At 59.4% G+C, this 23,674-nt stretch carries 23 protein-coding genes; 11 read left to right on the top strand and 12 right to left on the bottom strand.

Annotated features, from left to right (window positions below):
- Window positions 1-62: 62 nt before the first annotated feature.
- From arsH to C5750_RS09530, 3 genes are read right to left on the bottom strand one after another with little or no spacing between them, the layout of a single operon-like run.
- On the bottom strand, window positions 63-776 hold the full coding sequence (gene arsH, locus C5750_RS09540; RefSeq protein WP_280952403.1) for an arsenical resistance protein ArsH: 714 nt from the start codon (window positions 774-776) through the stop codon (window positions 63-65).
- Entirely contained in the window at window positions 769-1,191 is a 423-nt protein-coding gene (arsC, locus tag C5750_RS09535; protein ID WP_105733621.1) for an arsenate reductase (glutaredoxin), read from the bottom strand. The genes arsH and arsC overlap by 8 nt, the downstream gene beginning before the upstream one ends.
- A gap of 48 nt (window positions 1,192-1,239) precedes the next feature.
- A complete protein-coding gene (locus C5750_RS09530) occupies window positions 1,240-1,596 on the bottom strand; it encodes an ArsR/SmtB family transcription factor (protein WP_105733620.1) in 357 nt (118 codons plus the stop codon).
- A gap of 507 nt (window positions 1,597-2,103) precedes the next feature.
- On the opposite strand from C5750_RS09530, the gene C5750_RS09525 reads away from it, so the two are divergent.
- Window positions 2,104-3,237: an efflux RND transporter periplasmic adaptor subunit gene (locus tag C5750_RS09525; protein ID WP_105733619.1), complete on the top strand. Its 1,134-nt coding sequence runs from the start codon at window positions 2,104-2,106 to the stop codon at window positions 3,235-3,237.
- Between the two features lie 9 nt (window positions 3,238-3,246).
- On the top strand, window positions 3,247-6,324 hold the full coding sequence (locus C5750_RS09520; RefSeq protein WP_105733618.1) for an efflux RND transporter permease subunit: 3,078 nt from the start codon (window positions 3,247-3,249) through the stop codon (window positions 6,322-6,324).
- 56 nt (window positions 6,325-6,380) lie between these two features.
- Here C5750_RS09520 and C5750_RS09515 read toward each other — a convergent pair whose 3' ends face one another.
- Complete coding sequence (locus C5750_RS09515; RefSeq protein WP_105733882.1) at window positions 6,381-7,286, bottom strand: LysR family transcriptional regulator; 906 nt, start codon at window positions 7,284-7,286, stop codon at window positions 6,381-6,383.
- A gap of 112 nt (window positions 7,287-7,398) precedes the next feature.
- Here C5750_RS09515 and C5750_RS09510 point away from each other — a divergent pair, with 112 nt between their 5' ends.
- Complete coding sequence (locus C5750_RS09510) at window positions 7,399-8,244, top strand: SDR family NAD(P)-dependent oxidoreductase (protein ID WP_105733617.1); 846 nt, start codon at window positions 7,399-7,401, stop codon at window positions 8,242-8,244.
- A gap of 5 nt (window positions 8,245-8,249) precedes the next feature.
- Here C5750_RS09510 and C5750_RS09505 read toward each other — a convergent pair whose 3' ends face one another.
- The 4 genes from C5750_RS09505 to C5750_RS09490 form a co-directional block, all read right to left on the bottom strand.
- Window positions 8,250-9,521 carry an FtsX-like permease family protein gene (locus C5750_RS09505; RefSeq protein WP_105733616.1) on the bottom strand — a complete coding sequence of 424 codons (1,272 nt, stop codon included), beginning with the start codon at window positions 9,519-9,521 and terminating at the stop codon, window positions 8,250-8,252.
- The gene (locus C5750_RS09500; protein WP_105733615.1) at window positions 9,518-10,204 is read right to left on the bottom strand and encodes an ABC transporter ATP-binding protein; all 687 of its coding nucleotides are present in this window, start codon (window positions 10,202-10,204) and stop codon (window positions 9,518-9,520) included. Before C5750_RS09500 ends, C5750_RS09505 begins: the two co-directional genes overlap by 4 nt.
- A 4-nt stretch (window positions 10,205-10,208) precedes the next feature.
- Window positions 10,209-10,673 carry a hypothetical protein gene (locus C5750_RS09495; protein WP_105733614.1) on the bottom strand — a complete coding sequence of 155 codons (465 nt, stop codon included), beginning with the start codon at window positions 10,671-10,673 and terminating at the stop codon, window positions 10,209-10,211.
- 67 nt (window positions 10,674-10,740) lie between these two features.
- Window positions 10,741-12,495, bottom strand: coding sequence for an alkaline phosphatase (locus C5750_RS09490; RefSeq protein WP_105733613.1), 1,755 nt, complete (start codon window positions 12,493-12,495; stop codon window positions 10,741-10,743).
- Window positions 12,496-12,982: 487 nt separating this feature from the next.
- Between C5750_RS09490 and C5750_RS26530 the strand changes: the two genes are divergently transcribed.
- The 7 genes from C5750_RS26530 (at window position 12,983) to C5750_RS09460 (ending at window position 18,062) form a co-directional block, all read left to right on the top strand.
- Window positions 12,983-13,435: a hypothetical protein gene (locus C5750_RS26530; protein WP_158531283.1), complete on the top strand. Its 453-nt coding sequence runs from the start codon at window positions 12,983-12,985 to the stop codon at window positions 13,433-13,435.
- Window positions 13,436-13,505: 70 nt separating this feature from the next.
- Window positions 13,506-14,807 (top strand): ATP-binding protein, encoded by a 1,302-nt coding sequence (locus C5750_RS09485; protein WP_158531282.1) that lies wholly within the window; start codon window positions 13,506-13,508, stop codon window positions 14,805-14,807.
- Window positions 14,808-14,950: 143 nt separating this feature from the next.
- Window positions 14,951-15,241, top strand: a complete 291-nt coding sequence (locus C5750_RS09480; protein WP_105733611.1) for a hypothetical protein — start codon at window positions 14,951-14,953, stop codon at window positions 15,239-15,241.
- Window positions 15,238-15,489: a hypothetical protein gene (locus C5750_RS09475; protein ID WP_105733610.1), complete on the top strand. Its 252-nt coding sequence runs from the start codon at window positions 15,238-15,240 to the stop codon at window positions 15,487-15,489. Before C5750_RS09480 ends, C5750_RS09475 begins: the two co-directional genes overlap by 4 nt.
- 59 nt (window positions 15,490-15,548) lie before the next feature.
- Window positions 15,549-16,253, top strand: coding sequence for an FkbM family methyltransferase (locus tag C5750_RS09470; protein ID WP_105733609.1), 705 nt, complete (start codon window positions 15,549-15,551; stop codon window positions 16,251-16,253).
- Window positions 16,243-16,782, top strand: a complete 540-nt coding sequence (locus tag C5750_RS09465; RefSeq protein ID WP_105733608.1) for a putative pterin-binding protein — start codon at window positions 16,243-16,245, stop codon at window positions 16,780-16,782. The genes C5750_RS09470 and C5750_RS09465 overlap by 11 nt, the downstream gene beginning before the upstream one ends.
- Before the next feature lie 62 nt (window positions 16,783-16,844).
- Complete coding sequence (locus C5750_RS09460; RefSeq protein ID WP_162800175.1) at window positions 16,845-18,062, top strand: sensor histidine kinase; 1,218 nt, start codon at window positions 16,845-16,847, stop codon at window positions 18,060-18,062.
- A 22-nt stretch (window positions 18,063-18,084) separates the two neighbouring features.
- Here C5750_RS09460 and ssuE read toward each other — a convergent pair whose 3' ends face one another.
- Both ssuE and C5750_RS09450 read right to left on the bottom strand, forming a co-directional pair.
- Window positions 18,085-18,678 carry an NADPH-dependent FMN reductase gene (ssuE, locus tag C5750_RS09455; RefSeq protein WP_105733606.1) on the bottom strand — a complete coding sequence of 198 codons (594 nt, stop codon included), beginning with the start codon at window positions 18,676-18,678 and terminating at the stop codon, window positions 18,085-18,087.
- A complete protein-coding gene (locus C5750_RS09450) occupies window positions 18,675-20,093 on the bottom strand; it encodes an LLM class flavin-dependent oxidoreductase (RefSeq protein WP_245421055.1) in 1,419 nt (472 codons plus the stop codon). Before C5750_RS09450 ends, ssuE begins: the two co-directional genes overlap by 4 nt.
- Window positions 20,094-20,213: 120 nt before the next feature.
- Here C5750_RS09450 and C5750_RS09445 point away from each other — a divergent pair, with 120 nt between their 5' ends.
- On the top strand, window positions 20,214-21,158 hold the full coding sequence (locus C5750_RS09445; protein ID WP_105733604.1) for a LysR substrate-binding domain-containing protein: 945 nt from the start codon (window positions 20,214-20,216) through the stop codon (window positions 21,156-21,158).
- Between the two features lie 26 nt (window positions 21,159-21,184).
- Here the strand turns inward: C5750_RS09445 and C5750_RS09440 are convergent, their stop codons facing one another.
- Window positions 21,185-22,663: an HAL/PAL/TAL family ammonia-lyase gene (locus C5750_RS09440; RefSeq protein WP_105733603.1), complete on the bottom strand. Its 1,479-nt coding sequence runs from the start codon at window positions 22,661-22,663 to the stop codon at window positions 21,185-21,187.
- Window positions 22,660-23,661, bottom strand: a complete 1,002-nt coding sequence (locus C5750_RS09435; protein ID WP_105733881.1) for an ornithine cyclodeaminase family protein — start codon at window positions 23,659-23,661, stop codon at window positions 22,660-22,662. The genes C5750_RS09440 and C5750_RS09435 overlap by 4 nt, the downstream gene beginning before the upstream one ends.
- Between the last annotated feature and the right edge of the window lie 13 nt (window positions 23,662-23,674).

The following is a 23,674-nucleotide window of genomic DNA, read 5'->3' as shown; positions in this document are numbered from 1 at the left end:
ATGCGGCCCGCGCAAAACCATACGTCATGAAAGACCGGGAAGACAGACTTGAAAGGTATTTCTTACTCTGTTGCTGACTTCAGCTTCACCCGTTGCTCAAGAGCTGCGGAACTTTCCTTTCTTTCGCTGTATCTGTCGGTGAGGTAGCCGGATATATCGCGCGTCAGCAGCGTGAATTTGACCAGTTCCTCCATCACATCGACGACGCGGTCATAATAGGCTGACGGCTGCATCCGGCCGTTTTGGTCAAACTCCTGATACGCCTTGGCAACCGACGACTGGTTCGGGATCGTGATCATGCGCATCCAGCGGCCGAGCACCCGCATCTGGTTGACCGCATTGAATGATTGCGATCCGCCGGACACCTGCATGACCGCCAGCGTCCGCCCCTGCGTGGGGCGGATCGCGCCCATGGCCAGGGGTATCCAGTCGATCTGCGATTTCATCACCCCGGTCATTGCGCCATGCCGCTCGGGGCTGGTCCAGACTTGCCCTTCCGACCACAGCGAGAGTTCGCGCAGCTCCTGGACTTTCGGATGGTCAACCGGCGCATCGTCAGGCAAAGGCAGCCCCGCCGGATTGAAAATCCGGGTTTCGGCGCCGAAATGTTCCAGCAGGCGCGCCGCCTCCTGGGTCAGAAAGCGGCTGTAGGACACGTTCCGGATGGAGCCGTAGAGCAGAAGGATGCGCGGGCGGTGCGCCGAAAATGGTGCAGACAGCTTTTCACTATCCGGAACGTGCAGAATGCCGGATACGGTATTGGGCAAATCAGACAATGCGCTTCCCCTCACCGTCGATAACAACCTCGCCGTCTTCCTTGGTGAACGCTCCTTGCTGCGGGCTTGGCAGAATGTCGAGAACCGCTTCGGACGGCCGGGCCAGGCGCACGCCCTTTTCCGTAACCACAAAGGGACGGTTGATCAGGATCGGATGTGCTTCCATGGCATCCAACAGCTGCTCGTCATTCAGCGACAGGTCATCGAGCCCCAGTTCCGTATAAGGCGTTCCCTTTTCACGGATAGCCGCGCGCACGGTCAGCCCTGCCCTGCGGATCAGATCCTTCAGTTCCTGCCGGGCGGGCGGCGTCTTGAGATACTCGATAATCGCCGGCTCGATGCCCGCATTGCGGATGAGCGCGAGAACGTTGCGGGACGTGCCGCAGGATGGATTGTGATAAATGGTGACGGTCATCGGGGATTCCTTTCTGCTTTGACCTTGATCGCATCCGTGCAGAGGCTATCAGCCAGTGAATGTCTGCGCGGGCGGACAGCACGGAACAATGTCAGCGATGAGCGGTGCACAAATATCAGGATGACCCGCGCAGCAATCCTTCAAGAGATAATTGATCGCCGCGCGAAGGTTCTCGAATTTGGCCTTGTAGATGATGGAGCGGCTCTGGCGTTCCGAAGCAATCAGCCCGGCCCGCGACAGGATCGCGAGGTGCGTCGACATGGTGTTCTGGGGAATATCGAGCATGCGCGCTATTTCCCCGGCGGCGATTCCCTCCGGTTCATGCATCACAATCAGCTTGAAAGCGTCCATGCGCGAGGCTTGAGCAAGAGCCGAAAAGGCCTCAATGGTGTTTTCTTTTCCCATATATCTGGATTTATCGATATATTATCCAGATGTCAAGAGCGGCGCTTCGCCTCTTCGAGAAGGCGCGGGCTTCCATAATTTTGTCAATATTGCGATCAAATCATTATTTGAATAATTATAATATATTAATGTCGAATTCCGCATGCTTTGTCATACCATGCATGAAGTGCCTGGTTTTGCGTCCGATGTTCACCGGCTGGCCTGATACGACGTTGTAACTTATGCTTGGCTCCGCACATATTCCGTTTGCGCGCAGTCTGAAATCGAAAACAGGAACCTCTCTACTTCTCGCAACCAACCCGTACTCAATCGGAAAATGAAGGTCTGTCAGTGATGCTTGACCGGTCCGCGTTGTTTGAGAATTGCCGGTTTGAACGCCCCCGGTTTCAGCCGCGGCGGCACCGGTCTTGCGACAGCAGAGGTGCACGGGCATTTTCCACGCGACCTGCCGGACCTGGCACCGATACGTGCTGCACCGGCTTGTCCTTAACGTGAGAGTCTGAAGCCATGATAAAACGCATGGTGATCATGCTGATCGTGATAGGTCTGATCCTGGGCGGAATCTTCGGCTTTCAGGCATTCAAGAACCGCATGATCGCAGCCTATCTGGCCAACCTCAAGGCGCCGCCGCAAACGGTCTCGACAATCACGGCTGCGATGAGCCCATGGCAGACGACATTGCAATCCGTGGGTGGTTTCAATGCCGTCGAAGGGGCCAGCCTTTCGGCGCAGGTCCAGGGCATTGTGCAGAAGATCGGCTTTCAGGATGGTCAGGACGTCAAGAAGGGCGATCTGATCGTGCAGCTGCTTGCCGATCAGCAGATCGCCACGCTGCAGCAGTATCAGGCCACCGTGGTGAATGCGCAGATCACCTATGATCGCGATTCCAAGCTGATCAAGACGAACACCATTCCGCAGTCACAGGTCGATGGCGATCTGGCAACCTTGAAGGCTGCACAGGCGCAAGTCGTGGCACAGCAGGCACTGATCGATCAGTATTCGATCCGCGCGCCCTTCGACGGAAGGCTCGGCATCAAACTGGTCAGCCTCGGTCAGTATCTGGCTGCGGGAACTGCGGTTGTCACCTTGCAGTCGCTTGATCCCATTCAACTCGACTTCTCGATGCCGCAGCAGGCCCTGTCGCAGATCAAGGTCGGCCAGACAGTGACTGCAACGCTGGACGCCTACGGCAATCAGGCCTTTGACGGCAAGATCACGGCGATCAGCCCGCTGGTGGACAGCCAGAGCCGCAACCTCACGATCCGCGCCAGTCTCGCCAATCCCGATCACAAGCTTTTACCCGGCATGTTTGGCAATGTGTCCGTGGTGGTGGGCGAGCCGCAAAGCTATATCACGCTGCCGCAGACCGCCGTTACCATCAATCCCTACGGCAATGTCGTCTATATCGTGACCGAAAAGGACAAGGGCCCCGATGGCAAGCCGCAATTCGCAGCCAGCCAGAAATTCGTCACCACCGGTCAGGCACGCGGCGATCAGATCGCCGTGACGAAGGGATTGAATGCCGGAGAGGTCGTCGTCACGTCAGGCCAGCTGAAACTGAGCAACGGCTCGCCGGTGATCGTCAACAATACGGTGCAGCCTGCGAACGATCCAAATGCTGAACCACCAAACCCCAACTGAGGCGCGGCGATGAACATCACCGACATTTTCATCCGGCGCCCCGTCCTTGCCCTGGTGGTGAGTGCGTTGATCGTCGTCATCGGCTATCAATCCTTCCGCACATTGACGGTGCGCCAATTCCCGCGCACGCAGAATGCCGTCGTCACGGTCACCACCGTCTATCCCGGCGCGGCGCCCGATGTGATTGCAGGCTTCATCACCACGCCGCTTGAAAACGCCATCGCCCAGGCCAACGGCATCGACTACATGACCTCATCGAGCACGAGCGGCACCTCCACCATCACGGTCAATCTGCGTCTCAACTATGATGCCGATGCGGCGATGACCGAAATCAACGCCAAGATGTCCTCGGTGCTCAACCAGCTCCCGACCGGAACGCAGCAGCCGACCATGTCGGTTTCCATCGGCCAGACCATCGACGCCATGTATATCGGCTTTCGCAGCGATATTCTGGCCAGCAACCAGATCACCGACTATCTGGCGCGTGTGGTTCAACCCAAACTGCAGACGGTCAATGGCGTCCAGACAGCGGAAATTCTCGGCGGCAGAACCTTCGCACTGCGTGCCTGGCTGAAGCCGGACAAGCTGTCGGCCTATGGATTGACGGCAGGCGACGTGTGGACTGCTCTCGCGGCCAACAATTACATCTCCGGCATCGGCACGACGCGCGGCCAGATGACCCAGACCGTGCTGACGGCACGGACCGATCTGCATTCGGCCGACGAATTCAAGGAAATGGTGGTCAAGCAGATCGGCGGAGCGATCGTGCGCCTGAAGGATGTCGCCACCGTTGCACTCGGATCGCAGAACACCGACGTCCAGGTGGGCTTCGATGCGCAGACCGGCGTGTTCATCGGCATCCAGATCGCGCCGACGGCAAACCTGCTCGACGTGATCGCTGGCGTCCGCGCGGTGTTTCCGGACATTCAGGCACAATTGCCGCAGGGGCTGGAAGGCTACATCGTCTATGATTCCAGCACTTTCGTGACGAAATCGATCGATGAGGTGGTGAAAAGCCTGGTCGAAGCCCTGATCATCGTCATTTTCGTGGTGTTCGCATTTCTCGGTTCGCCGCGTTCTGTCGCAATTCCCATTGTCGCCATACCCCTGTCGCTGATCGGCACCTTCGCGCTGATGCTGATCATGGGCTTTTCCATCAATCTTCTGACATTGCTCGCCCTGGTGCTGGCCATCGGCCTCGTGGTCGATGACGCCATCATTGTCGTCGAAAACGTCAACCGGCATATCGAAGAAGGGGCGCCCCCCATGCAGGCGGCGCTGGCTGCCGCGCACGAATTGGTCGGCCCGATCCTGGCCATGACCGTTGTCCTGATCGCCGTCTACATCCCCATCGGTTTCCAGGGCGGCCTGACCGGCGCGCTGTTCACAGAATTCGCCTTCACGCTGGTGGCCTCCGTCAGTGTTTCCATGATCATCGCCCTGACGCTGACGCCCATGATGTGCTCGCGCATCCTGAAACCGCACCTCACCGACCGCAGCGGCTGGGAGGAGCGCATCTCGGATTTCATCGATCGTCGTTTCTCGGAGATTCACCGGCCCTATATGCGGCTGCTTCACGGCAGCCTGAACACGACTGTGGTGACGCTAGTGTTCGCTGCAATCGTCCTCGGCAGCATCTATTTCCTCTATGCCAGCGCCAAGAATGAACTGGCGCCCAATGAGGATCAGGGTTTTCTTGGCGCGCAGGTAACCAACGCGCCCAACGCGACGCTGCAGCAGAAGCTGCTCAATTCTGACCAGGTCACCAAGATCTTCCGCAGCTTCCCGGAAACGGACAAGACCCTGCAGGTCGAGGCGCCGGGCACATCGTTCGAGGGCATGGTGCTGAAACCGTGGGACGAACGCAAGCGAACTGCAAACGATCTGCAGCCATTGGTGCAGGCCCAGATGGCCGGCATCGCCGGCGGTCAGGCCGTGGTGTTCCAGATACCGCCGCTGCCCGGCGCCAGCGGCTTGCCAGTGCAATTCGCCATCGGCAGCACCGGCAGTTTCGACCAGCTCAATGACGTGTCCAATGCCTTTCTGCAGGAAGCGCAGAAATCCGGCATGTTCATCTTCCTGATGAAGGATCTCAATATCGACAATCCGCAATATTCGATCCAGATCGACCGCAGCAAGGCGTCGGCGCTCGGCCTGTCGATGAACAATGTGGGGGCGGCACTGGCCTCCATGCTGGGCGGCGGCTACGTCAATTATTTCAGCATTGACAACCGCTCCTATCAGGTCATCCCGCAGGTGGAACAGCGGTCCCGCCAAACCATTGACCAGATCATGAGCTATCCCGTCGCGAGCGTGAACGGCACCAAGATCCCGCTTTCGGCAATCGCGACGGTCACACTCCAGGCAACGCCGCGCTCCGTCGCGCATTTCCAGCAATTGAACTCAGCCACCATTTCCGGCGTCCCGGCACCGGGCGTTGCCGTCGGCGATGCGCTGAATACCCTCAAATCGATCGCGGCGCGCACACTGCCGCAAGGCTACACCGTCGACTATGGCGGCCAGTCCCGGCAGTTCGTGCAGGAGTCGAGCGGGATGGCCACGACCTTCGCCCTCGCACTGATCATCGTTTTCCTGGCCCTGTCGGCACAGTTCAACAGTTTCCGCGACCCGCTGATCATCCTTGTATCGGTGCCCATGTCGATTGCGGGTGCGCTCGCTTTCATCACCCTTGGTATCGGCGGCGCAACCATGAATATCTATACTCAGGTCGGGCTGGTCACGCTGATGGGGCTGATCAGCAAGCATGGCATTCTGATCGTCGAGGTGGCGAACACGCTGCAGGCCGGGGGAAAATCAAAGCGCGAGGCCATTGAAGGCGCCTGCGGCATCCGGCTGCGGCCGATCCTGATGACAACAGGCGCCATGGTTCTCGGCGTGGTGCCGCTCATCCTGGCCACCGGTGCCGGTGCGGCCGCCCGTTTCAGCATCGGATTGGTGATCGCCGCGGGGCTGGCCATCGGCACGTTGTTCACGCTCTTCGTGGTGCCTGCGGTGTACATGCTTCTGGCCGCGGACCATCAGGCCAAGCCGGTTGCGTCCGCGGAGACCTCGCCCTCCACGCACTGAAGAGGGCAGTTGAGCCGTTGATGATACTGACGGCGCGGAGAACCCAAAACGGCTATTCAGGCTCCAGCTCGAACGGTATCGATGAAGGCGCGCAGCGCTGGCGCCATATGGCGCTGTTTGGGATAGCACAGGAACAATCCGGGGAATGCAACACACCATGGATCGAGAAGGCTGATAAGCCTGCCCTCGGCAATGTGCTCTTCCACCGTGTCTTCGATGGGAAAGCCGATCCCGATCCCTTTGAGGGTCGCACCGAGCGCCATTTCCTTGTCACTGAAGATCAGCGGGCCTTCAACCGAAACACTGAACCAGGCGCCGTTCTCGAAGAATTCCCAGGCGTATGGCGTCGTCCGGCCCGGCCAGCGCCAACGGATGCAGCGATGACCGACGAGATCGCGCGGGTGCTCCGGACGTCCATGGCGCGCGAGGTAATCCGGTGTCGCCACCACCACCTGCCGCAGCTCCGATCCCAAACGAACGGCGATCATGTCGCGCTCGATCACCTCGCCTATGCGCAGCCCCACATCGAAACCTCCGGCGACGATATCAGTGACCTCGTCATCGACCGTGATATCGAGCAGCACGTCGGGGTAGCGTTCGGTAAAGCCGGCAAGAATGGGTTCGATATGTTTTCGCGCCGCTGACCGGAACGAATGCACCTTCACTGTTCCGGCGGGATTCTCCCCCGTACGGCGGGCCTGCGCGACGGCATGTCCCAACTCGAATGCCGCGGGCCTGACCCGCTGAAGCAGATTTTCACCGGCTTCCGTCAGGGACACGTTCCGCGTCGTCCGGTGAAGGAGGCGCGTCTCCACCCGTTCCTCGAAATTCCGCACCATTTGGCTGAGTGCCGAAGGCGAGACGCCGAGGCTGTCGGCAGCCCGGCTGAAGCTCAGAAATTCGGCAACGGCAATGAAGGCGCGAAGCTGATTGTAATCATGTCCGGCGAGCAAAATATCCATTTTTGCAGCATACATTACTTAGCCCACCTAACAAGCCATGTAATTTTTTGGTGTATTATAAAGAGGAAGCCCTCATGGCATTGTCTCTCCAGTTCATTAAAGAGGTTAGAAAATGACAGTTTGGTTCATCACCGGAATTTCACGCGGCCTTGGCAAAGCTCTTGCGGCGGCGGCATTGGCAGAAGGGGATACCGTGATCGGGACGGTCCGGACGGGGCCGTTCGACCTTGAGCATGATCGCGGCACTTTGCATGTCCTGACTGTCGACCTCGCCGACGGTCAGGCGGCGGCTGCCAGCATAACCAAGGCCTTTGCAATGGCGGGTCCGATCGACGTCATCGTCAACAATGCCGGATACGGGCTGCTGGGTGCGCTGGAAAAAGCATCGGATGCGGATGTGGAGAGACTGTTTTCTGTCGATGTCTTTGCGCCATTCCGGATCATCCGGGCCGCATTGCCTCACCTTCGCGCGCAGGGCCACGGTCACATCATCAACATCACGTCGATCGCCGGTCGCGCGCCAACCACCGGATCAGCGGTCTATGCTGCCGCCAAATATGCGCTTGAGGGCCTCTCCTCAGCCTTGGCACTGGAGGTCGCGCCGCTGGGGATCAAGGTAACGGCGGTTGCGCCCGGTGCATTCCGGACGGATTTCCTCTCGTCTCACTCGATCCGCAAAAGCGATACTGAAGATGCCGCCTACGCCGAGACGGTTGGACGGAGTTCCGCCGCCTTCGATTCCGCCGCGGGCCGGCAGCAGGGCAATCCGGATTTCGCGGCACAAGCGATCATCGCTCTCACCCGCTCCGGCAACCCGCCGCTTCATTTGCTTCTGGGCAGCGATGCGCTGCGCCGCGCCCGGAGCAAGCTGGATGAGATCGCCGATGAGATCGATGCCTGGGAAGATATCACCCGGAGCACCGATTTCGCGACAGATGAACGGCATGGGTTGGGATGAGACCGCTAGGCGCGTAAAGCGGCGGCGGGGCTGGAACGCAAGGCGGCAAGAGCGGGAACAATGGAAACCGCTGCCGCGACGGCGAGAAAACCGGCCGCCAGCCACAGATCGTCCGGCGCGAACTCGACAGGCAGCCGGACGGCCGTCGACGCGGTCAGCCGCGCGGAGATCGCTGACGCTGCAGCGTAGCCGAAGGTTATTCCCGATGCGATCCCCGCGACGAACAGCAGGAAAAGCTCTCCCCACACGAGCACGATGATCGAGCGAACCGGCGTGCCGAGCGCGCGCAAGGCGCCGATCTGACGCCACCTCGTCCCGACATGCATGATCGTCACCAATGCGATCGCGGCGATGACGATGGCCTGCGTGCCCAGGGCGATGGCCAGAAGCAGGCTGCGCGCGTCGCCCAACGTCGCGTAGAGCCGCGTCAGCACCTCTGCCGGGAAAACGCCGAGCGTTGCGCCCGTGCGGTATTCCTGCCGCAGGCGGTAGGCGTCGGCAACCGTCTTCGGCTTGACGAGAATGGCCGGAACGCCCGGCGACTGCGCGTCGAAATGCTCGTCCAGCGGCGCATCCGCATCGACATGGCCGTGCTCGTGCTCATGGCCATGATCTTTTTTCCCGGCATCGTGCGACCCGGCTTCCTCGTTTTCATGGTCATGATGCTCTTCACCATGCATGCCGTGAAGCTGCCATACGGCCCGGATCGGCACCAGGATGGCGCGATCCCAGGCGGTTCCGGTCGGCGTCATGCGGCCGGTTACCGTGTAGGCAATGGCCGTATGGGTTTCACCGCCCGTTTCCGCCGTGCCGTGCATCGGCTTGATTTGCGCGCCCGGCGACAGCGCCACGTCAGAGCCAACCACCGCCTCGCCAAGGCGCGAAAAATGTGCCCCTTGCGACAGGTTCGGAGATAACGCCGAAATCAGGCTTGTCGTGGTGCCGACGATCGGAAAGCCGTCTGCCGAGTCGCCAAAGCCGACGGGCGCCGCCAATGCGACGCGCGGATCGTTGGCGAGGCGGCCGAGAACGGCGCCATCCATCAGCGGCAGCGGTGCCGGCTGCAGGAAAACAGCGGAAAGCGCCAGCTGGGTTTCGCTGCCTGCGGCTCCGACCAGCAGGTCAAACTTCTCGGCCGCACGCGCGCTGCCGAGCCGGACAGCCCGCTCCTGCAGCGTCACGGTCACGCTTAACGCTACCGACAACGCAATGAGCACCACTACGGCGAGCGCCCCGCTCCAGAAACGCCGCAGGTCGGCAAAAATGAATGTCATCATTGCGCGGCACTCTCTCCACTATCCTCGTCGACACGCCCGCTCGCCAGGCAGATGCGGCGGCCAAGACGCTCCGCCAGGAAGGCATCGTGCGTAACCACCACCAGCGTCGTGCCCTGCTCCGCGGAAAGCCGCAGCAGCAGCTCGGCAACCTCGTTGCCCGCATTGCGGTCAAGACTGGCCGTCGGTTCATCCGCGACGATAACGCCGGGGCGCTGCAGCAGCGCGCGGGCGACGGCGACACGCTGCATTTCACCGCGCGACAATGTCTCGATCTTCTGACTGACCCGGTCGATCCCGGTGGCCGCAAGCAGCGTCAGAGCGCGCTCGCGTTCCCCGGCGGTCAGCCGGCGGGCGAGCCTGACCGGCAGCACCACGTTATCGAAAGCGGAAAGACCGGGAAAAAGATGAAAATCCTGCATGACAAGGCCGATATTGCGCGCACGAAAAGCATCGCGCTGGCCGGAGGAAAGACGGGTGATATCCGTGCCGTTCCAGGAAACCTTGCCGTGCGTGACGTTTTCCAGGCCGGTAATGGCATTCACGAATGTGCTCTTGCCCGAGCCGGAAGCCCCGGTGATCGCCAGCTGGCCACCGGCCGGCAAATGAAATCGTTCGATGGCAAGGACCGGCGCCGCCAGGCCCGGAAAGTGCATTTGTAGATCGGAAACATCGAGCGTGAGCATGGCGTCAGACGGTCCTGAAGGCGGCGTTCCGGAGACGCAACTGGCTGATGAAGCCGGTTTCCGGATCGGTCCAGGAGCCGAATTCCAGGACGCCGCGCGCGACGATCGGCGCATTGAACTGGACGAAGGTCTGCTTGGCCGAGAGATAGACGACCATGATGTTGTCCGGCCAGTCGGCATCGGAGGAGCAGAACGGGCAGAGCGACATCGGGATTTCCGTCAGGACGAAAAATGCCGCCTCCGCCTTGAGCGGCGGCGCCATGAAGCCGCTGATGGCAACCTCCTGGCCGCTCAATTGCTTCACCTTGTCGGAAAATTCGAGACCGAGCGGACCAAAGCTTTTGTAGAGCTCGCCGAAGCCCAGCCTTTCGGCGGCGCTTGCGCGTGCGGCAATGCCCATGAAAGGCAAGACCGCAGCCGCCGTGAGCAGCGCCCGGCGACCGATGGCAAAGGTCTTCTTTTCCGTCATTGCAATCTCCTTAAACGGGAAGACAGGCGGCTTTCGGCCGCCTGTCCTGTTCGTCAGTCCGGCAGATTTACATCTTTGGTGCGCCGAGTGCGAAGGCGTCGGCCAGGACGCGATAGACGTCGCTCTGTTCCATGTAGCCGCGGAAACCTTCCGCGCCCGGGCCGACGGCCTGCAGCACGACATCGTCCACCGCATGAACGCCGCTATCCTCATCGCGCGGAATGTTGCCCTGAACGAAGACGGCGCCGGGCACGTCCTTGTAAGCTTCATTGGCAACATATTCCTTCTTCTCGTTCTGGATGGCCGGAACGAAAGGACCATCGAGCTTCGGACGGAAGGTCTCGTAATGGTCAGGACCGTTGTTGGCTGCGATGAACAGACGGCGGGAGACATCGACGCGGTCCGGATAGCCGTCGCCGTCCTTGTCTTCATAGTTCGGGAAGCCTGCTGCGGCATAGGTGCCGACCTTGTCGCGCATTTCCGTGCCCGGCTTGTCATCATCGACGGTGCCGATGATCGAGACGCCATGCGTGTGGTCGCCGGTGACGACGATCAGCGTATCCGGGTTCTTCGCCTGAAAGTCGCGTGCAGCCGCGATGGCCTTGTCGAATTCAATCGTGTCGACAAGAGCACGATCCCAATCGAGGGGATGGCTCATCTTGTCGATGGACGCAGCCTCCACCATCAGGAAAAAGCCATCGGGATTCTTCGACAGCCTGTCGAGCGCCACCTTGGTCATATCAACCAGGCCCGGCTGGTTGGGGAACTTGTCGACAGTGCCCTTCTTGAGGAATTCGCGATCGAGCGTGACGTCGAGATTGCCGGTGTGGAAGAGACCAAGCAGCTTGTCCTGATTCGAGCCGGCCGCGGCGGCCAGTTCGTTCTTGTCGGTGGCGAGGGCGTAACCGGCCTCCTTGAAGAGCGCGATATAGTCCTTGTCGTCCTTGCGCTTCGAACCGGGCACGTCCTTGGCCAGGAAGTAGGCCGAGCCGCCGCCGAGCAGCACGTCCGGCTTGACGTTGTACATCATGCCGACGATGTCGGCCTTGTCGGCACGCTTGCGCGTATGGGAAACGAGGGCCGCAGGGGTCGCGTCCTGCACTTCGGATGTTGTCACGATGCCGAGCGACTTCTTGCCGGTGCGGCGCAGAGCCTCGCCGATCGTTTCAACCTTCGGGTCGTCCTGGCTGGCCGGTGTGCGGTCAGCATAGACGCCGAGCGCATTGACCGCGGACTTGTGGCCGGTCATGTAGGCCGACATGGTGTTGGCGCTGTCGGTGGCGATGGCCGAGGTCGAGGACGTGCCGATGAAGGCGACGGGCGGAATGTCATCCATGGCAAGGCGGCCATTGGCTTTCCCCTCGGTCATGCCCTTGGACATGAGGCGGGCGCCGGTGCGGTGCGCGACGGACAGGCCGTCGCCCAGCAGGAAGATGATATTCTTGGCTTTTGGCGTGTCAGATGTCGTGTAGACATCCCAGCCGACGGACTTCTTCTCGTCGCCAGCCGATACCTCGACCTTGTACTGGCCGGGCTTTGCGAGCTTGATGTCGCGCAGGATGAGCGCGGATCCGAGCACTTTGTCTTCGGCACCCTTCTCCTCGGCGACGAATTGGGCAGCCTTGCCGAAAACGGCGTCGTAGCTCTCGCCGTTGATCGTGACCTTCACGTCTTCCGGCTTCACGACCTTGCTGAATTCAACCTTGAAATCGAATGGCGAGCCGGCAAGGACCGTGGCCCGGTCCAGCGGATAGATCGTTGTCGCATGGGCCGCCCCGGACAAGAGTGCCGCCGACGTCACCGCAAGGAAAAGTTTACGCATTTCATACCCCCAAACTTGGTTAACTTCCCCCTCCCTTTATAAATCCCCGATGACAGCCAGATGAAATCGCGCCAGTTTTTGCAGCTATCGGCCTTGAGGACACGATCGTCACCGTGCGCGCTCGCCATGGCGCGTCCTTTTGCCGGGCCGGATAGTTACCTGAAACGAGCGCGCGGCCCCTATTCCCGTGTCATTGACATGGCTTGAAATAGGTGCCCGGCTGATACCTATTCTTCCATCCATGCGCCTGCTAGAAAGGCACAAATGGCCCAAGCCTCGCTTCAAAACATCGAGCGAGCGTGCCGCAAGGGGCTTGCGCCTGGCCGGGAAGCGGTACACAGCCGATTGTCAGCTGGCAACAGTGACGTACTCGAACAGGGGATCGACGCACATCATGCATGCAGGCCGGTTGCCAGCCCTTCTGACCAGGCTCACTCTGCTAGGCGGAATCACCGCCTCTCATGCCATCAGTTCGGATCCCGGCGTTTTGGTTGTCGAACGGGTGCGCGGCACACCGCTTGCGTCCTATCGTGAAGCCGATCTTGCGCAAATATTCACCTACCTTGACATCACGACCCAGACGCCTTGGACCAACGGTGAAAAGCGGACATACAGGGGCTTTTCGCTGCTGGAAATCCTTAAGAAGAACGGCCTTGCCGATGCCAAGGTGGTTATCGGCATTGCCCCCAATGATTTCGCTGCCAGAATCGACATGCGGGAAATACAGAAGTACCGCCCGATCGTTGCATCACAGATCGCGTGCAACGCAACCGAAGCGCAATCGGGGGCCTGTACACAAGGCAAGATGCGATCGCTTGAAACGGAGGATTTTGGACCGTTCTTCATTGTATGGCCATACGAGGAACTGCCGCAATCGTTCGATCCAAGCGATCATTCCAGATGGGTCTGGTTCCTGTCCGAATTGCAGCTCGATCAATGAACGGCAGCGTTTCGATAGTCTTGCAGATGCGTGCGGAAAGGCTTCATTCAAACTGCTGGCAGATTATCTGATGCACCTTTTTCGGACTTACGGAGCCTACGTACTTGGATTGATTTTTGGCATTTGCGTGCTGTTCGGTCTTGTTTCCTTCATTGAAACCAACAGCGCGCGCAACAAGTCCAATGGGGTTATTGCCGAAGTCAACGAAATCCAATGGCGCTCCAGTCAGGCGCGTGAAAAAATGGTGAGCATCATGGGGTGGGCGAGACTGGCCGCCCTCACCAATGCTCCGGATTACCGCGCGAAAATCCTCACCGACAGCACATATCTTATCATCAACACCAAAACGCTTGTCGGCCTGACCTATACCAGCAAAATAATGCCTCAAGCGGATATAGATCAGATGAGAGCTCTCCTCGATTTCGCCAACAAGAGCATCAAACCCCAGCTCCAGCTTGCAAATCCGGACTACCAGATGATCGTATCGGGGCTGGAGGAACTGTGGCCGCACATTGTCCTGACAACCACGGGAAACCTGGGAAACACGCAAAAAAGGACCGCTGATCTCGAACAGAAAGCGCTGTACGACAATCTCTTCCTGGCCTTTACCTTCGCATTTGCCCTGGTGATAATGGCGATGTTCATGGCCTTCGTCACCTACCGCAGCAAATCGCTCTACAACAATCAGGTCCGGCAGTTCGCGCTGCTCTTTTCCCACATGACCTTTACACGGATAAGCGGATTGTCGATGTGGATGCACGAGACACTGACGCCGGACGACAAACCTGATCCGATGCTCCTCGACATGGCCCGTAAACGCATCACCGATCTTTCGGTCGTGACCGATTGGCTGGCGCGCATTGCATATCCAAAATTTGATCAGGACAATACGCCTATCGTCACCTTGGGCACGATCCTTGATCAAATAGATCGCTCGGACGCCGCCGTTGTGCCGACACTGCGCGCCAATATCAAGGCAACCCAGCTGCTGGTACCCCAAGGGCAGTTTCACCTAATGCTTCAGGAGCTTTTGCGTAATGCCAAGGACGCGGTCGATGGTGTTGCCAATGCCGAGATCATCATCAGTGTCGACATCCGGCAGCGATGGACGATTGGCGGAAATCTGATCATCGTGATTGAAGATACCGGGGTTGGAATGACCGCCGAGCAAATAAGAAAAGCCACGACGCCCTTTTTCTCGACCAAGGGCGAAGCGCGCGGTCACAGCGGCCTGGGTTTAACCGGGTGCGCGCGGCTGATTCAGACAATGGGCGGCTCTCTTTCCATTCAATCCGCCAAGGGCAAGGGGACCCGGGTAACCCTCTCCTGTCCGCTCTCCAATCTTCCCGCGATAAGATGGAAAGTCACCTGAACAAAATTCCGGAATTTGGCAGAAGACAGGACACAGCGCAGATGGCAGGACGATCGCCAAATTTCTCTGTCTGGCGGTATGGTGCTCGTTCGGCTTTAAGGGCATAATTGTTCTATAGTGCCGCAGAGCACATGGGAGAATTTATGGCAGAATTGGACAATGATCCGGAGTTATCGAAACTAGCCAGATACCTGATACACCAGTCACTACCCTTGGCCATTACCACGTCTGGCTACAACCCAACCACGCGCGATCTCGAAATGATCGAACAGGCTCTGATGGCACGCTATGGACCGGACTTGGCCAGTGTATCCGTACGGGAAATTGATGGTTTTTTGCATCAGCGCTTCAAGAAGATGGGGGAGAGCCCGAACAAGCGGGCAATCCGCCGTCTCATCCGCATTGTGACCAGCAAGATTAAAAGCCGCTCTTGAGCAGACAGATCGACCATCCGATGAACGAATATGCCACGGGCGCCGGTCAGTGCCGGTCTGAATGGGCAAAGGCCTCTCCCGGTGCTGTCAGCCAGCCCGATAAAGCACGCGCTGCGGCCCTGCCCGCAACGAACCGATCCATCCCCCATGTTTCAATCTGTCCTGGCCGTGCCACCCGGCTCATCTGGCGCATGATATGCCCGGCAGATGACAAGATAGCCATCGACGGCGAAGCAATGGCGAAGTAAACAAGAAGATGTAAGCCAAGCTCTTAAAAGGACGGCTTTCTACCCAACGGAGTTTGAAGATGGCGTATCCCGTCGTACATGGTGTGACAATCCCGATCGACAGCCAGGAAGTTTCACCGACTATTTGGGCGGCACTGACCAAAGGCGACTATGAAGCCAGGGAAGTGCACCTTGTTACCCATGCGGTTCAGCCCAATGACAGGGTGCTGGAATTGGGGACCGGTCTGGGTGTCGTCACGTCGATCATGGCACGGGTGGAAGGCACATACATCTGGTCCTTTGATGCCAACCCGTCCACGGCGCATCTGGCGGCGCGAGTCATCGAAGCCAACGGCCATGAGAATGTTGAGTTAACGACCGGGGTACTGACAGCCGGCACACCCAAACGCTTCAAGTTCTATATCCGGCGTGATCTCTGGATGTCGTCGGTTTATGAACACCAGGGACCCTATGAGCGTACGCTCGATGTGATTTCCGGCGACATTGATCAATTCGTCGCAAAGCATGCGATCAATGTCGTGGTCATGGACATCGAAGGTGCTGAACATGGCCTGCTTATCGATGCGGCTCTTCCCGGCGTCGAGCGGGTTTTCGTCGAGCTTCACGATCACCTGTATGGATTGATTGGCGTGAGGGAAATCATGGCGGCACTTGCTGCCAAGGGCTTTGCCTATGACCCGCGCGCCTCCAGCGGCGCATGTCTGGTTTTCACCCGCAGCGAAGTCACGCGCGAATATCAGTTGGAGCAGGTCAATGCGCGTTAGCCTTCTGGCGGCATTGATGGCTGGTTTGCTTGGAGTGGCAAGTCCGGCATGGGCCTCGGATCCGACCGTACTGACTGTCAAGCCGGACGGATCCGGTCCTGCCACGAGCTATACCGCCGATCAATTGCAATCGAGCTATTCCATTGTGACATTGAAGACGGAAACGCCGTGGACGGCCAAAGCCGAGACCATCACATATCGCGGCCCGCTCCTGATGGATGTGCTCAAGCAGCACAAGCTGGACGGCGACGTTTCGATTGAAGCCTCCGCTTACAACGAATTTCGTTCAAAGATCAAAATGGACGAGGTGAGGCAATACCATCCGGTCCTGGCCTATGAGCGCGCCTGCACGAAACCGGATCGGGACAATGGCCGGTGTACGCCGGGACAGGAATTCACCCGGCTCACGCTCGATGACTCAGGTCCATTTTTCATCGTTTGGCCGCAGGATAAGCTTCCGCCATCCTATGTTCCCGCGCGCAATGCCATCTGGGTCTGGTTTGTTGTCAATATCCGCGGTGTGAAATGAAAAAGAGGCTCCTCAAATCCGCGTGGTTTCTACCTTATGTAGCCCTAGTCGCCGCGATGATCTTGAGCAGTTGGACGTTTCTGAGAACTGATACCTATCGCGCCCAGACCGATACGCTTCTCAACCGGACCTTCGAAATCCAATGGCGCGCGGCGCAAATTCGCGAACAACTGGCGATCGCAATCGGCAATCTCAGATTGGCCATGGCCACCGGCAAGCTCGATCCCGAATTTCCCAACAATATTAAAATCATCGACCTGAATATCAGATACCTGCGCGCTCAACCGGGCGTGGAGGACTGGTTTGAAGCGGAAGGCATGAGAAAGCTGGGCCGCGCGCAAGACCTGCTGCAGACCGGCGTGAAACCATTCATCGACCGTACGGACCAGTATTCCAGCGTTCTGTCGAGTTTGCTGCATATCAAGGAAGACATGATCGACATTTCAGGCGCTGCGGTTGATCAGAGCACGACATTGAGCGCAACATCACAAATCCGGGCCAACGCGCAACGCAACACCTTTTTGTTCGCAATGGCCGTTCTGGCAGTCATTCTGGCCGGTCTGTTCATGCATCAAAGAGCGCTCTACGAGCGCCGGAAGGACCACCATATCCGTTCCTTCTCCACCTTGTTTGCGCATATGACGCGGACACGCATCGCCGCCTTGATGTTATTCCTCGAGTTTCTCAAGGAGGATCAGCCGCCCGATATGAACATGGTGGGAGCGGCTCGGAAAACCGCGTCGGAATTGGACACTATCAACGCCGGGCTTTTGAGAATTGCCTACTCAACCAAGCCAACCGTTCACGAAACCCTCGGATCGGTGATTCACTCCGTCATATCGGACCGCAAGGCGACGACCTTGCTGGATATCGACGACGACGCAGCCAGGACCCATGTGCCGAATTCACAGTTTCACCTCATCATCGATGAACTGATCGCAAATGCCGAAGTTGCCGTGAAAGACAATCCTCATGCCTCCATCGGCGTCTACGCACGCGTGAAACGACCCTTCCTGTTCCGGCCGCAGCTGATCCTGAGGATCAAAGACAATGGAATTGGCATGAACGAAAACCAATTGAAACTTGCCGTCACACCGTTCTACTCGACGCGGGATGGCGGCCATGTCGGATTGGGTCTGTCCGGCTGTGTTGAAATGGTCCGGACCATGGCCGGCAAACTCAAGATAAGTTCCGCTCCCGGAGCCGGGACAGAAGTAACAATTCGCTATCCGTTGCGCCCGGCAAATCAAAAGCCGGGGGTGCAGCCGGCACGCGCCTGATCGGACCTGCCCTCAAAAGTGGTCATTGGCTGTTCACACGAGGGACCACACCGCGCGGATGTCCGAGCATCGCCGCCCTTTCATCATCGGTCAAGGAATAGACGAAGTTCTCGCAGGCGTGACGAAGTGCGGCCCAAAGCGGGTCGAGCAGCGATATCATTTCGCCGGTTTTGGGAAAATCGCTCTCGCACACGTAATGCGACTGGACCACATGCCGGGCACCCATGGATTGAAACACCGGCCGAAGACCGTAATCAAGCGCCAGGACATGGGCGAGGCTGCCGCCCGTGCCGAGCGGCAAGACGACCTTCCCAGCCAGCGCAAACTGCGGGAGGACGTCCAGACCCGCTTTCAACAGGCCGGAAAACGATGCCTTGTAAATCGGCGTGGCGATGATCAGACCATGGGCGGCGGCAACCTTTTCCAGGAACGACGCCACCGACGGGGCCTGCGCGTCGGCTGACAGCAGGGCACCGGGATCGAGATGCCGCAGAACGACGTGCTCCGTGTCGATTTTTTGTCCGCGCAATTCTTCCAGGACCGCTTCGACCATCCTTGCGGTCTTCGATGTCGCGGAAAGGCTTGCGGATATGGCGAGAACTTTCCGGTTGCTCATGGCCGAATCCCGGCTTTTCCGGCCCGGACGCGATCCGGCGCTTCGCGACGGGCAGCAAATGCATTCTGGGGGCGCGCCAGCCCCAGACGGTCGCGCAATGTGCCGGGCTCGTACTCGGTTCTGAACAAACCGCGCCTTTGCAATTCCGGCACCACGGTCTGCATGAAATTCAACCAATCCTCCGGCAGCAGCGGAAACATCAGGTTGTACCCGTCAGCCACCCCCGAAACGAACCAGGCCTCCAGCTGATCAGCGACTTGCGACGCGGTCCCGGCAACCAGCGGAACCGAGCCGGTATTGGCGATCTTGCGGGCGAGCTGGCGTATGGAAAGACCCTTGTTGGCATCGTCCTTGACAAGCGCCAGCCAGGTGCGCCAGCCGTTGAACGTGCCCTCGTCAGGCAGGTCCGGTACTGGTCCATCGAGCGGATAGCGGGACAAATCCACCCCCGCCCAACTGGAAAGGAGGTCGACGGCAACCGCATCCAGCATCAAAGTCTCGAGATAGTCCTGTTTTTCCTGCGCTTCGGATGCGGAGGCAGCGACGATCGGCAGAATACCCGGCAGGAGCTTGAGGCTTTCCGGCGCGCGGCCATATTTCGCCAGGCGGCTGTTGATATCCGCGCGATAGCTCAGCCCTTCCGCCTCGCTGCGAATGACGGCAAAATGCACATCCGCATGTGCCGCAGCAAGATTTCTGCCCGCATCGGACGACCCGGCCTGGACGATCACCGGATGGCCCTGCGGCGGCCGCGGTACGTTGAGCGGCCCCTTTACCTTGAAGTGCTTTCCCCGATGGTCGAGATAATGCACGTGTTCGCGATGGGCGAAAAGGCCCGTGGCCTTGTCGATGACAAGCGCATCGTCCTCCCAGCTGTCCCACAGGGCTTTGGCCACATCGAGGAACTCGGCGGCACGCTCGTAGCGGACCGCATGCTCGATATTGGCATCGCGGCCGAAGTTGGCGGCCTCTTCTTCCAGAGCCGATGTCACGACGTTCCATGCGACCCGGCCTCTGCTGATGTGATCCATCGAAGCAAACATGCGGGCAGTGTTGAATGGTTCGTTGTAGGAACTCGACGCCGTCACCATGAAGCCGATGTCCTTGGTGACTGCAGATAGAGCCGATACGAGCGATAAAGGTTCCAGCCTGGGATTGGCATAATGCGCCAGCCCGCTGCCATAGGTATCCCAGATGCCGAGATGATCGGCGATGAAGATCGTATCGAGCTTGGCGCGCTCCGCAGCCTCTGCCAATCGGCGATAGTAATCCAGATCGAGAAATTCACGGCCGGGTGCACGCGGATGCCGCCATGACAGGCGATGATCTCCCTGGGGGTTGAAGAAAAAGCCAGCTAAAATCATCTGACGGCGCGGCATGGCAGACCTTCCCTTGGCCGGTGTTTCGTTGATCACGCTTGCTCCGGAATGGCCATGTCCTGCGCTGCCAGCTAAATTAGGCGAGGCTTTCCCTTTGCAAAAGCGATGATTTCTGCAAGAAAGATAAGTTCAACTTATCTATTCCGGAGTGATGGGATGACGGGTATCCCCTCTTTACGCGGCTTGCAGGCGGTCGAGGCCGCCGCCCGCTGTGGAAGCTTTGTCGCTGCGTCCGAAGAATTGGCGATTTCGGCCGCTGCGGTCAGTCAGCTCATTCGCGCACTTGAGGATCAGGTGGGACGCAAGCTGTTTCATCGCATCAACCGGCGTGTCGTGCTGACCGAGGCTGGATTGGAGATTTTTCCACGGCTTGCCAATGCCTTCAATGAACTCAGGAGCGTGTCGCGCGAGCTTGGCAGCGGCAATCAGCGGTCCTCGCTGGTGGTGTCGGTGGCACCATCCGTTGCCATGGGCTGGCTCTCCTCGCGTCTGCCGCGATTCGTCGATATCCACGGCCCGGTCGACATCTCCCTCAGGGGTGAAGATGATCCAGTGCCATTCGACCGTGATCTCATCGACATGCGTCTTTCCTACGGTGTCTTTCATTATCCGGAACATGTCACCGAAGCGATTGGCACCGATGCGGTCTATCCGGTGTGTTCTCCGCAGTTCCTGGCCGGGCATGAGCCGATGGCCTCTCCGGAAAGGTTGCTGTCCGCCCCCTTGATCCACACCGACTGGGGGCCTGCGGGAGCCTCCTTTCCATCATGGCGAAACTGGTTCGCCTCCGCCGGTGTGACGCCCGGCCGCCATATCCAGCATGGGATGACCGCCAACTCGTCCATGGCTGCGCTCGACCTGGCGCGCGGCGGATTGGGCATAACGCTCGCGCAGGGATTGTTCTGTGCCCGCCAAGTGGAAGCGGGAGAGCTGGTCGTTGCCTGCAATCACGTGCTCGACCTTGCCAATCCCTATTGCATCACCACGCCGCGCAGAAGCACACAACGGTCCGTTGTTGCGGCTTTCAAATCATGGTTCATCGATGAATGCCTGCGCTGTGTGAACGCGCCCGCACTGTTGGCGTCCAAGCTTCAGAAGTAGCCCGGCGGCCAACAGCTTCAGCTCCGTCACGCGCCGGTATCCCGCAGACGCTCCGCAAGGCGGGATACCTCATGTCCAAGCGGACGGTCTTCGATGAGAGGTCCGGCAACGGAGCGCACCAGATCATGGGTCTGCTGCGTACCGCGGCCGCAACGGTGACCCGCGCGCAGATCGACGGCCTGCGCTCCAGCCAGCATTTCGCAGGCAATGAGATGGCGCCAGAGGCCGAGCATATCGGCGCATTTTGCAACCGCGAGGAGCGTCTGGGTGGCGTGATCCTCAACCCCTTCGGAAACGGGCAGGAAATCCAGCATGACCGGATTGGCCTTGTGCCGGATCGCACCGGCGAGCGCCGTAACCGTCTTCTGCAGCGGGACAAAACCGGCGGATGCGCCGCCGACCGATGAAAGGTAGCGCGGCAGGCCATTGCGGCCGGAGCCGGTCAGTTGAATGAACCGGGCCGCACAGGCAAGCGCCGTCTGCGCAATGGCAAGTCCCAGGGTTTCAAACGCCAGCGCCAAAGACGGTGTGTGAAAATTCCCCGTTGAAAGCACCCTGTTCTCATCGACAAGCACCAGCGGATTGTCCGCCGCCGCATTCAGCTCAATCTCCACGGCTTCTCTTGCCGCATCCAGCGCATGCGCCAGCGCCCCGTGGATCGAGGCGACGCAGCGCAGGCTGAGCGGGTCCTGAATGGCTGCACGCGCGTCATACAGCGACGAACCGTCGAGACGGGCAAGGAGCCCTTCGGCTTCCCGCATTTGCCCGGCTGCCGGGCGCGCGCGCTGAATTGCTGGGGTGAGGATAAGCGGGTTGCCGCCAAGCCCCTCAAAGCTGAGCGCAGCGGCCTGCCGCTGATAGTCGAGCAAAACACGGGCGTCGGCAACGGCCAGCGCACCCTTCCCCGCCGAGACCGCCGACGCATTGAGAAGCGACAACCCATCCTTCGGACCAAGCACCGAGGGTCGAAGACCAGCTTTTGACAGAGCTTCGGCTGAGGCGAGCACCACGCCGTCATATTCGGCTTGCCCCTCGCCGATCATGGTCTGGGCAATGGCGGAGAGCAGGACAAGGTCGCCCGCACCGATCGACCCGATGGATGGGACCAGCGGATGCACCTTGTGATTGATAAGCGCGAGCAGATCGGCAAAAACATCCGGCGACAGGCCGGAACCGCCGGTTGCCAGCATGGAGAGACGCGCCGCCATGACGGCCCGGGTCTCGTCGCGCGGCAGTGCGGGGCCGACACCGGCACCGCGTCCGCGCACCAGCTGCGGCTGAAACTCACCCGTTTCATCGGCAACCGCCGTCTTGAGATTGGCTCCAAGCCCCGTGTTCAGGCCGTAAATCTGCTGCCCTGAAGCCGCTGCCGCATCAAGCACGGCCCTCGCCTCGGCCAGCCTCGCCCATACACCGGGCGTCGCGGTGACGATAGTATCCTGGCGCGCGACGGCAGCAATATCGGCGATGGTGACGCCTGATCCCGAGAGAACGAGCGTGTTCATGCGAACCGCAACCTTTGGCCGATATTGTTTGCCCTCGCCTTCTCGAGCATGGCATAGCCGAGCGCGATATCGCTGAGCGACAGGCCCCTGTGCCAGAACAGGATGGTTTCGCCGTCGTTCTCGCGTCCCGTCCTGTGGCCGGCGACGATCTGGCCAAGTTCCGCATGCAGCGTCTGTTCGGACAGTTTTCCTGCCTCGACGTGGGCGCGCAGCGAGCCGAATTTGCCGCCCTTGCACTGGCCCCAGTCATCAACCACCAGCTTGTCCATGATATCGGTGAGCGACAGTTCCACCGCGCTCATCGTGCCGTAGGGCACGACGAAGGCGCCGGGCTTGATCCATTCGGTCTTCAGCATGGGCTGCGGTTCCGGCAGGCGCGATGCCTCGACCACGATATCGGCACCCTCGACACAGGCCTGCCAATTGTCGGTGACGGTTATCGGTTTGCCGAGATCATCGGCGAGTTTTTTGGCAAAGGCATCGCGGCTTTCCGGACGGCGCGAATGCACGCGGATTTCATCGAAATCAAAGAGATGGTCGAGCAGCCGCACATTCCAGTAGGCCGTGCCGCGCGCGCCGATATGGCCAAGCACCTTGGAATTCCTGCGCGCCAGATGTTTTGCGCCGAGCGCGGTGATCGCGCCGGTGCGCATGTCGGTGATGACAGTGGCATCCAGAATGGCTTTTGGCGCACCCGTGCGCGGATCGAACAGATTGAGCACGCCGAATTCGGAAGGGTAGTTCAGCTTATAATTATCAACGAAATCGCCAACGATCTTGACGCCCGCCAGATTGAGCGGCGCCACATAGCCGCGCAGCACGTTGAAATGGCCATGAAACGTTTCATCAGGCTCCAGGTGCACCCGCGGCTCGATCACGGTCTGACCATTGCCCTGTGCAGCGAGCGAGGTTTCGATGGCGGCCAGAATCTCCGCATCGGTCAGTTGCAGCGCCTCGATGTCGAGGGCATTCAGATAGTCGATATAGATCGGTTTCATGCTGTTCTCTCTG

Source organism: Phyllobacterium myrsinacearum, from assembly GCF_002980555.1.
GTDB lineage: Bacteria > Pseudomonadota > Alphaproteobacteria > Rhizobiales > Rhizobiaceae > Phyllobacterium > Phyllobacterium myrsinacearum.
Note: the sequence above shows the minus strand (reverse complement) of the source record. Positions and strands in the feature narration are given on the sequence as shown.

Coding starts and splice junctions, on each gene's coding strand:
- C5750_RS09500 (WP_105733615.1), bottom strand. CDS start 10,204: ATGCTCACGCTCGATGTTTCCGATCTACAAATGCACTTTCCGGGCCTG.
- C5750_RS09530 (WP_105733620.1), bottom strand. CDS start 1,596: ATGGGAAAAGAAAACACCATTGAGGCCTTTTCGGCTCTTGCTCAAGCC.
- C5750_RS09525 (WP_105733619.1), top strand. CDS start 2,104: ATGATAAAACGCATGGTGATCATGCTGATCGTGATAGGTCTGATCCTG.
- C5750_RS09485 (WP_158531282.1), top strand. CDS start 13,506: ATGCACCTTTTTCGGACTTACGGAGCCTACGTACTTGGATTGATTTTT.
- C5750_RS09440 (WP_105733603.1), bottom strand. CDS start 22,663: ATGAACACGCTCGTTCTCTCGGGATCAGGCGTCACCATCGCCGATATT.
- C5750_RS09505 (WP_105733616.1), bottom strand. CDS start 9,521: ATGATGACATTCATTTTTGCCGACCTGCGGCGTTTCTGGAGCGGGGCG.
- C5750_RS09465 (WP_105733608.1), top strand. CDS start 16,243: ATGCGCGTTAGCCTTCTGGCGGCATTGATGGCTGGTTTGCTTGGAGTG.
- arsC (WP_105733621.1), bottom strand. CDS start 1,191: ATGACCGTCACCATTTATCACAATCCATCCTGCGGCACGTCCCGCAAC.
- C5750_RS09435 (WP_105733881.1), bottom strand. CDS start 23,661: ATGAAACCGATCTATATCGACTATCTGAATGCCCTCGACATCGAGGCG.
- C5750_RS09515 (WP_105733882.1), bottom strand. CDS start 7,286: ATGGATATTTTGCTCGCCGGACATGATTACAATCAGCTTCGCGCCTTC.
- C5750_RS09510 (WP_105733617.1), top strand. CDS start 7,399: ATGACAGTTTGGTTCATCACCGGAATTTCACGCGGCCTTGGCAAAGCT.
- C5750_RS09470 (WP_105733609.1), top strand. CDS start 15,549: ATGGCGTATCCCGTCGTACATGGTGTGACAATCCCGATCGACAGCCAG.
- C5750_RS09445 (WP_105733604.1), top strand. CDS start 20,214: ATGACGGGTATCCCCTCTTTACGCGGCTTGCAGGCGGTCGAGGCCGCC.
- C5750_RS09480 (WP_105733611.1), top strand. CDS start 14,951: ATGGCAGAATTGGACAATGATCCGGAGTTATCGAAACTAGCCAGATAC.
- C5750_RS09520 (WP_105733618.1), top strand. CDS start 3,247: ATGAACATCACCGACATTTTCATCCGGCGCCCCGTCCTTGCCCTGGTG.
- C5750_RS09495 (WP_105733614.1), bottom strand. CDS start 10,673: ATGACGGAAAAGAAGACCTTTGCCATCGGTCGCCGGGCGCTGCTCACG.
- C5750_RS09490 (WP_105733613.1), bottom strand. CDS start 12,495: ATGCGTAAACTTTTCCTTGCGGTGACGTCGGCGGCACTCTTGTCCGGG.
- ssuE (WP_105733606.1), bottom strand. CDS start 18,678: ATGAGCAACCGGAAAGTTCTCGCCATATCCGCAAGCCTTTCCGCGACA.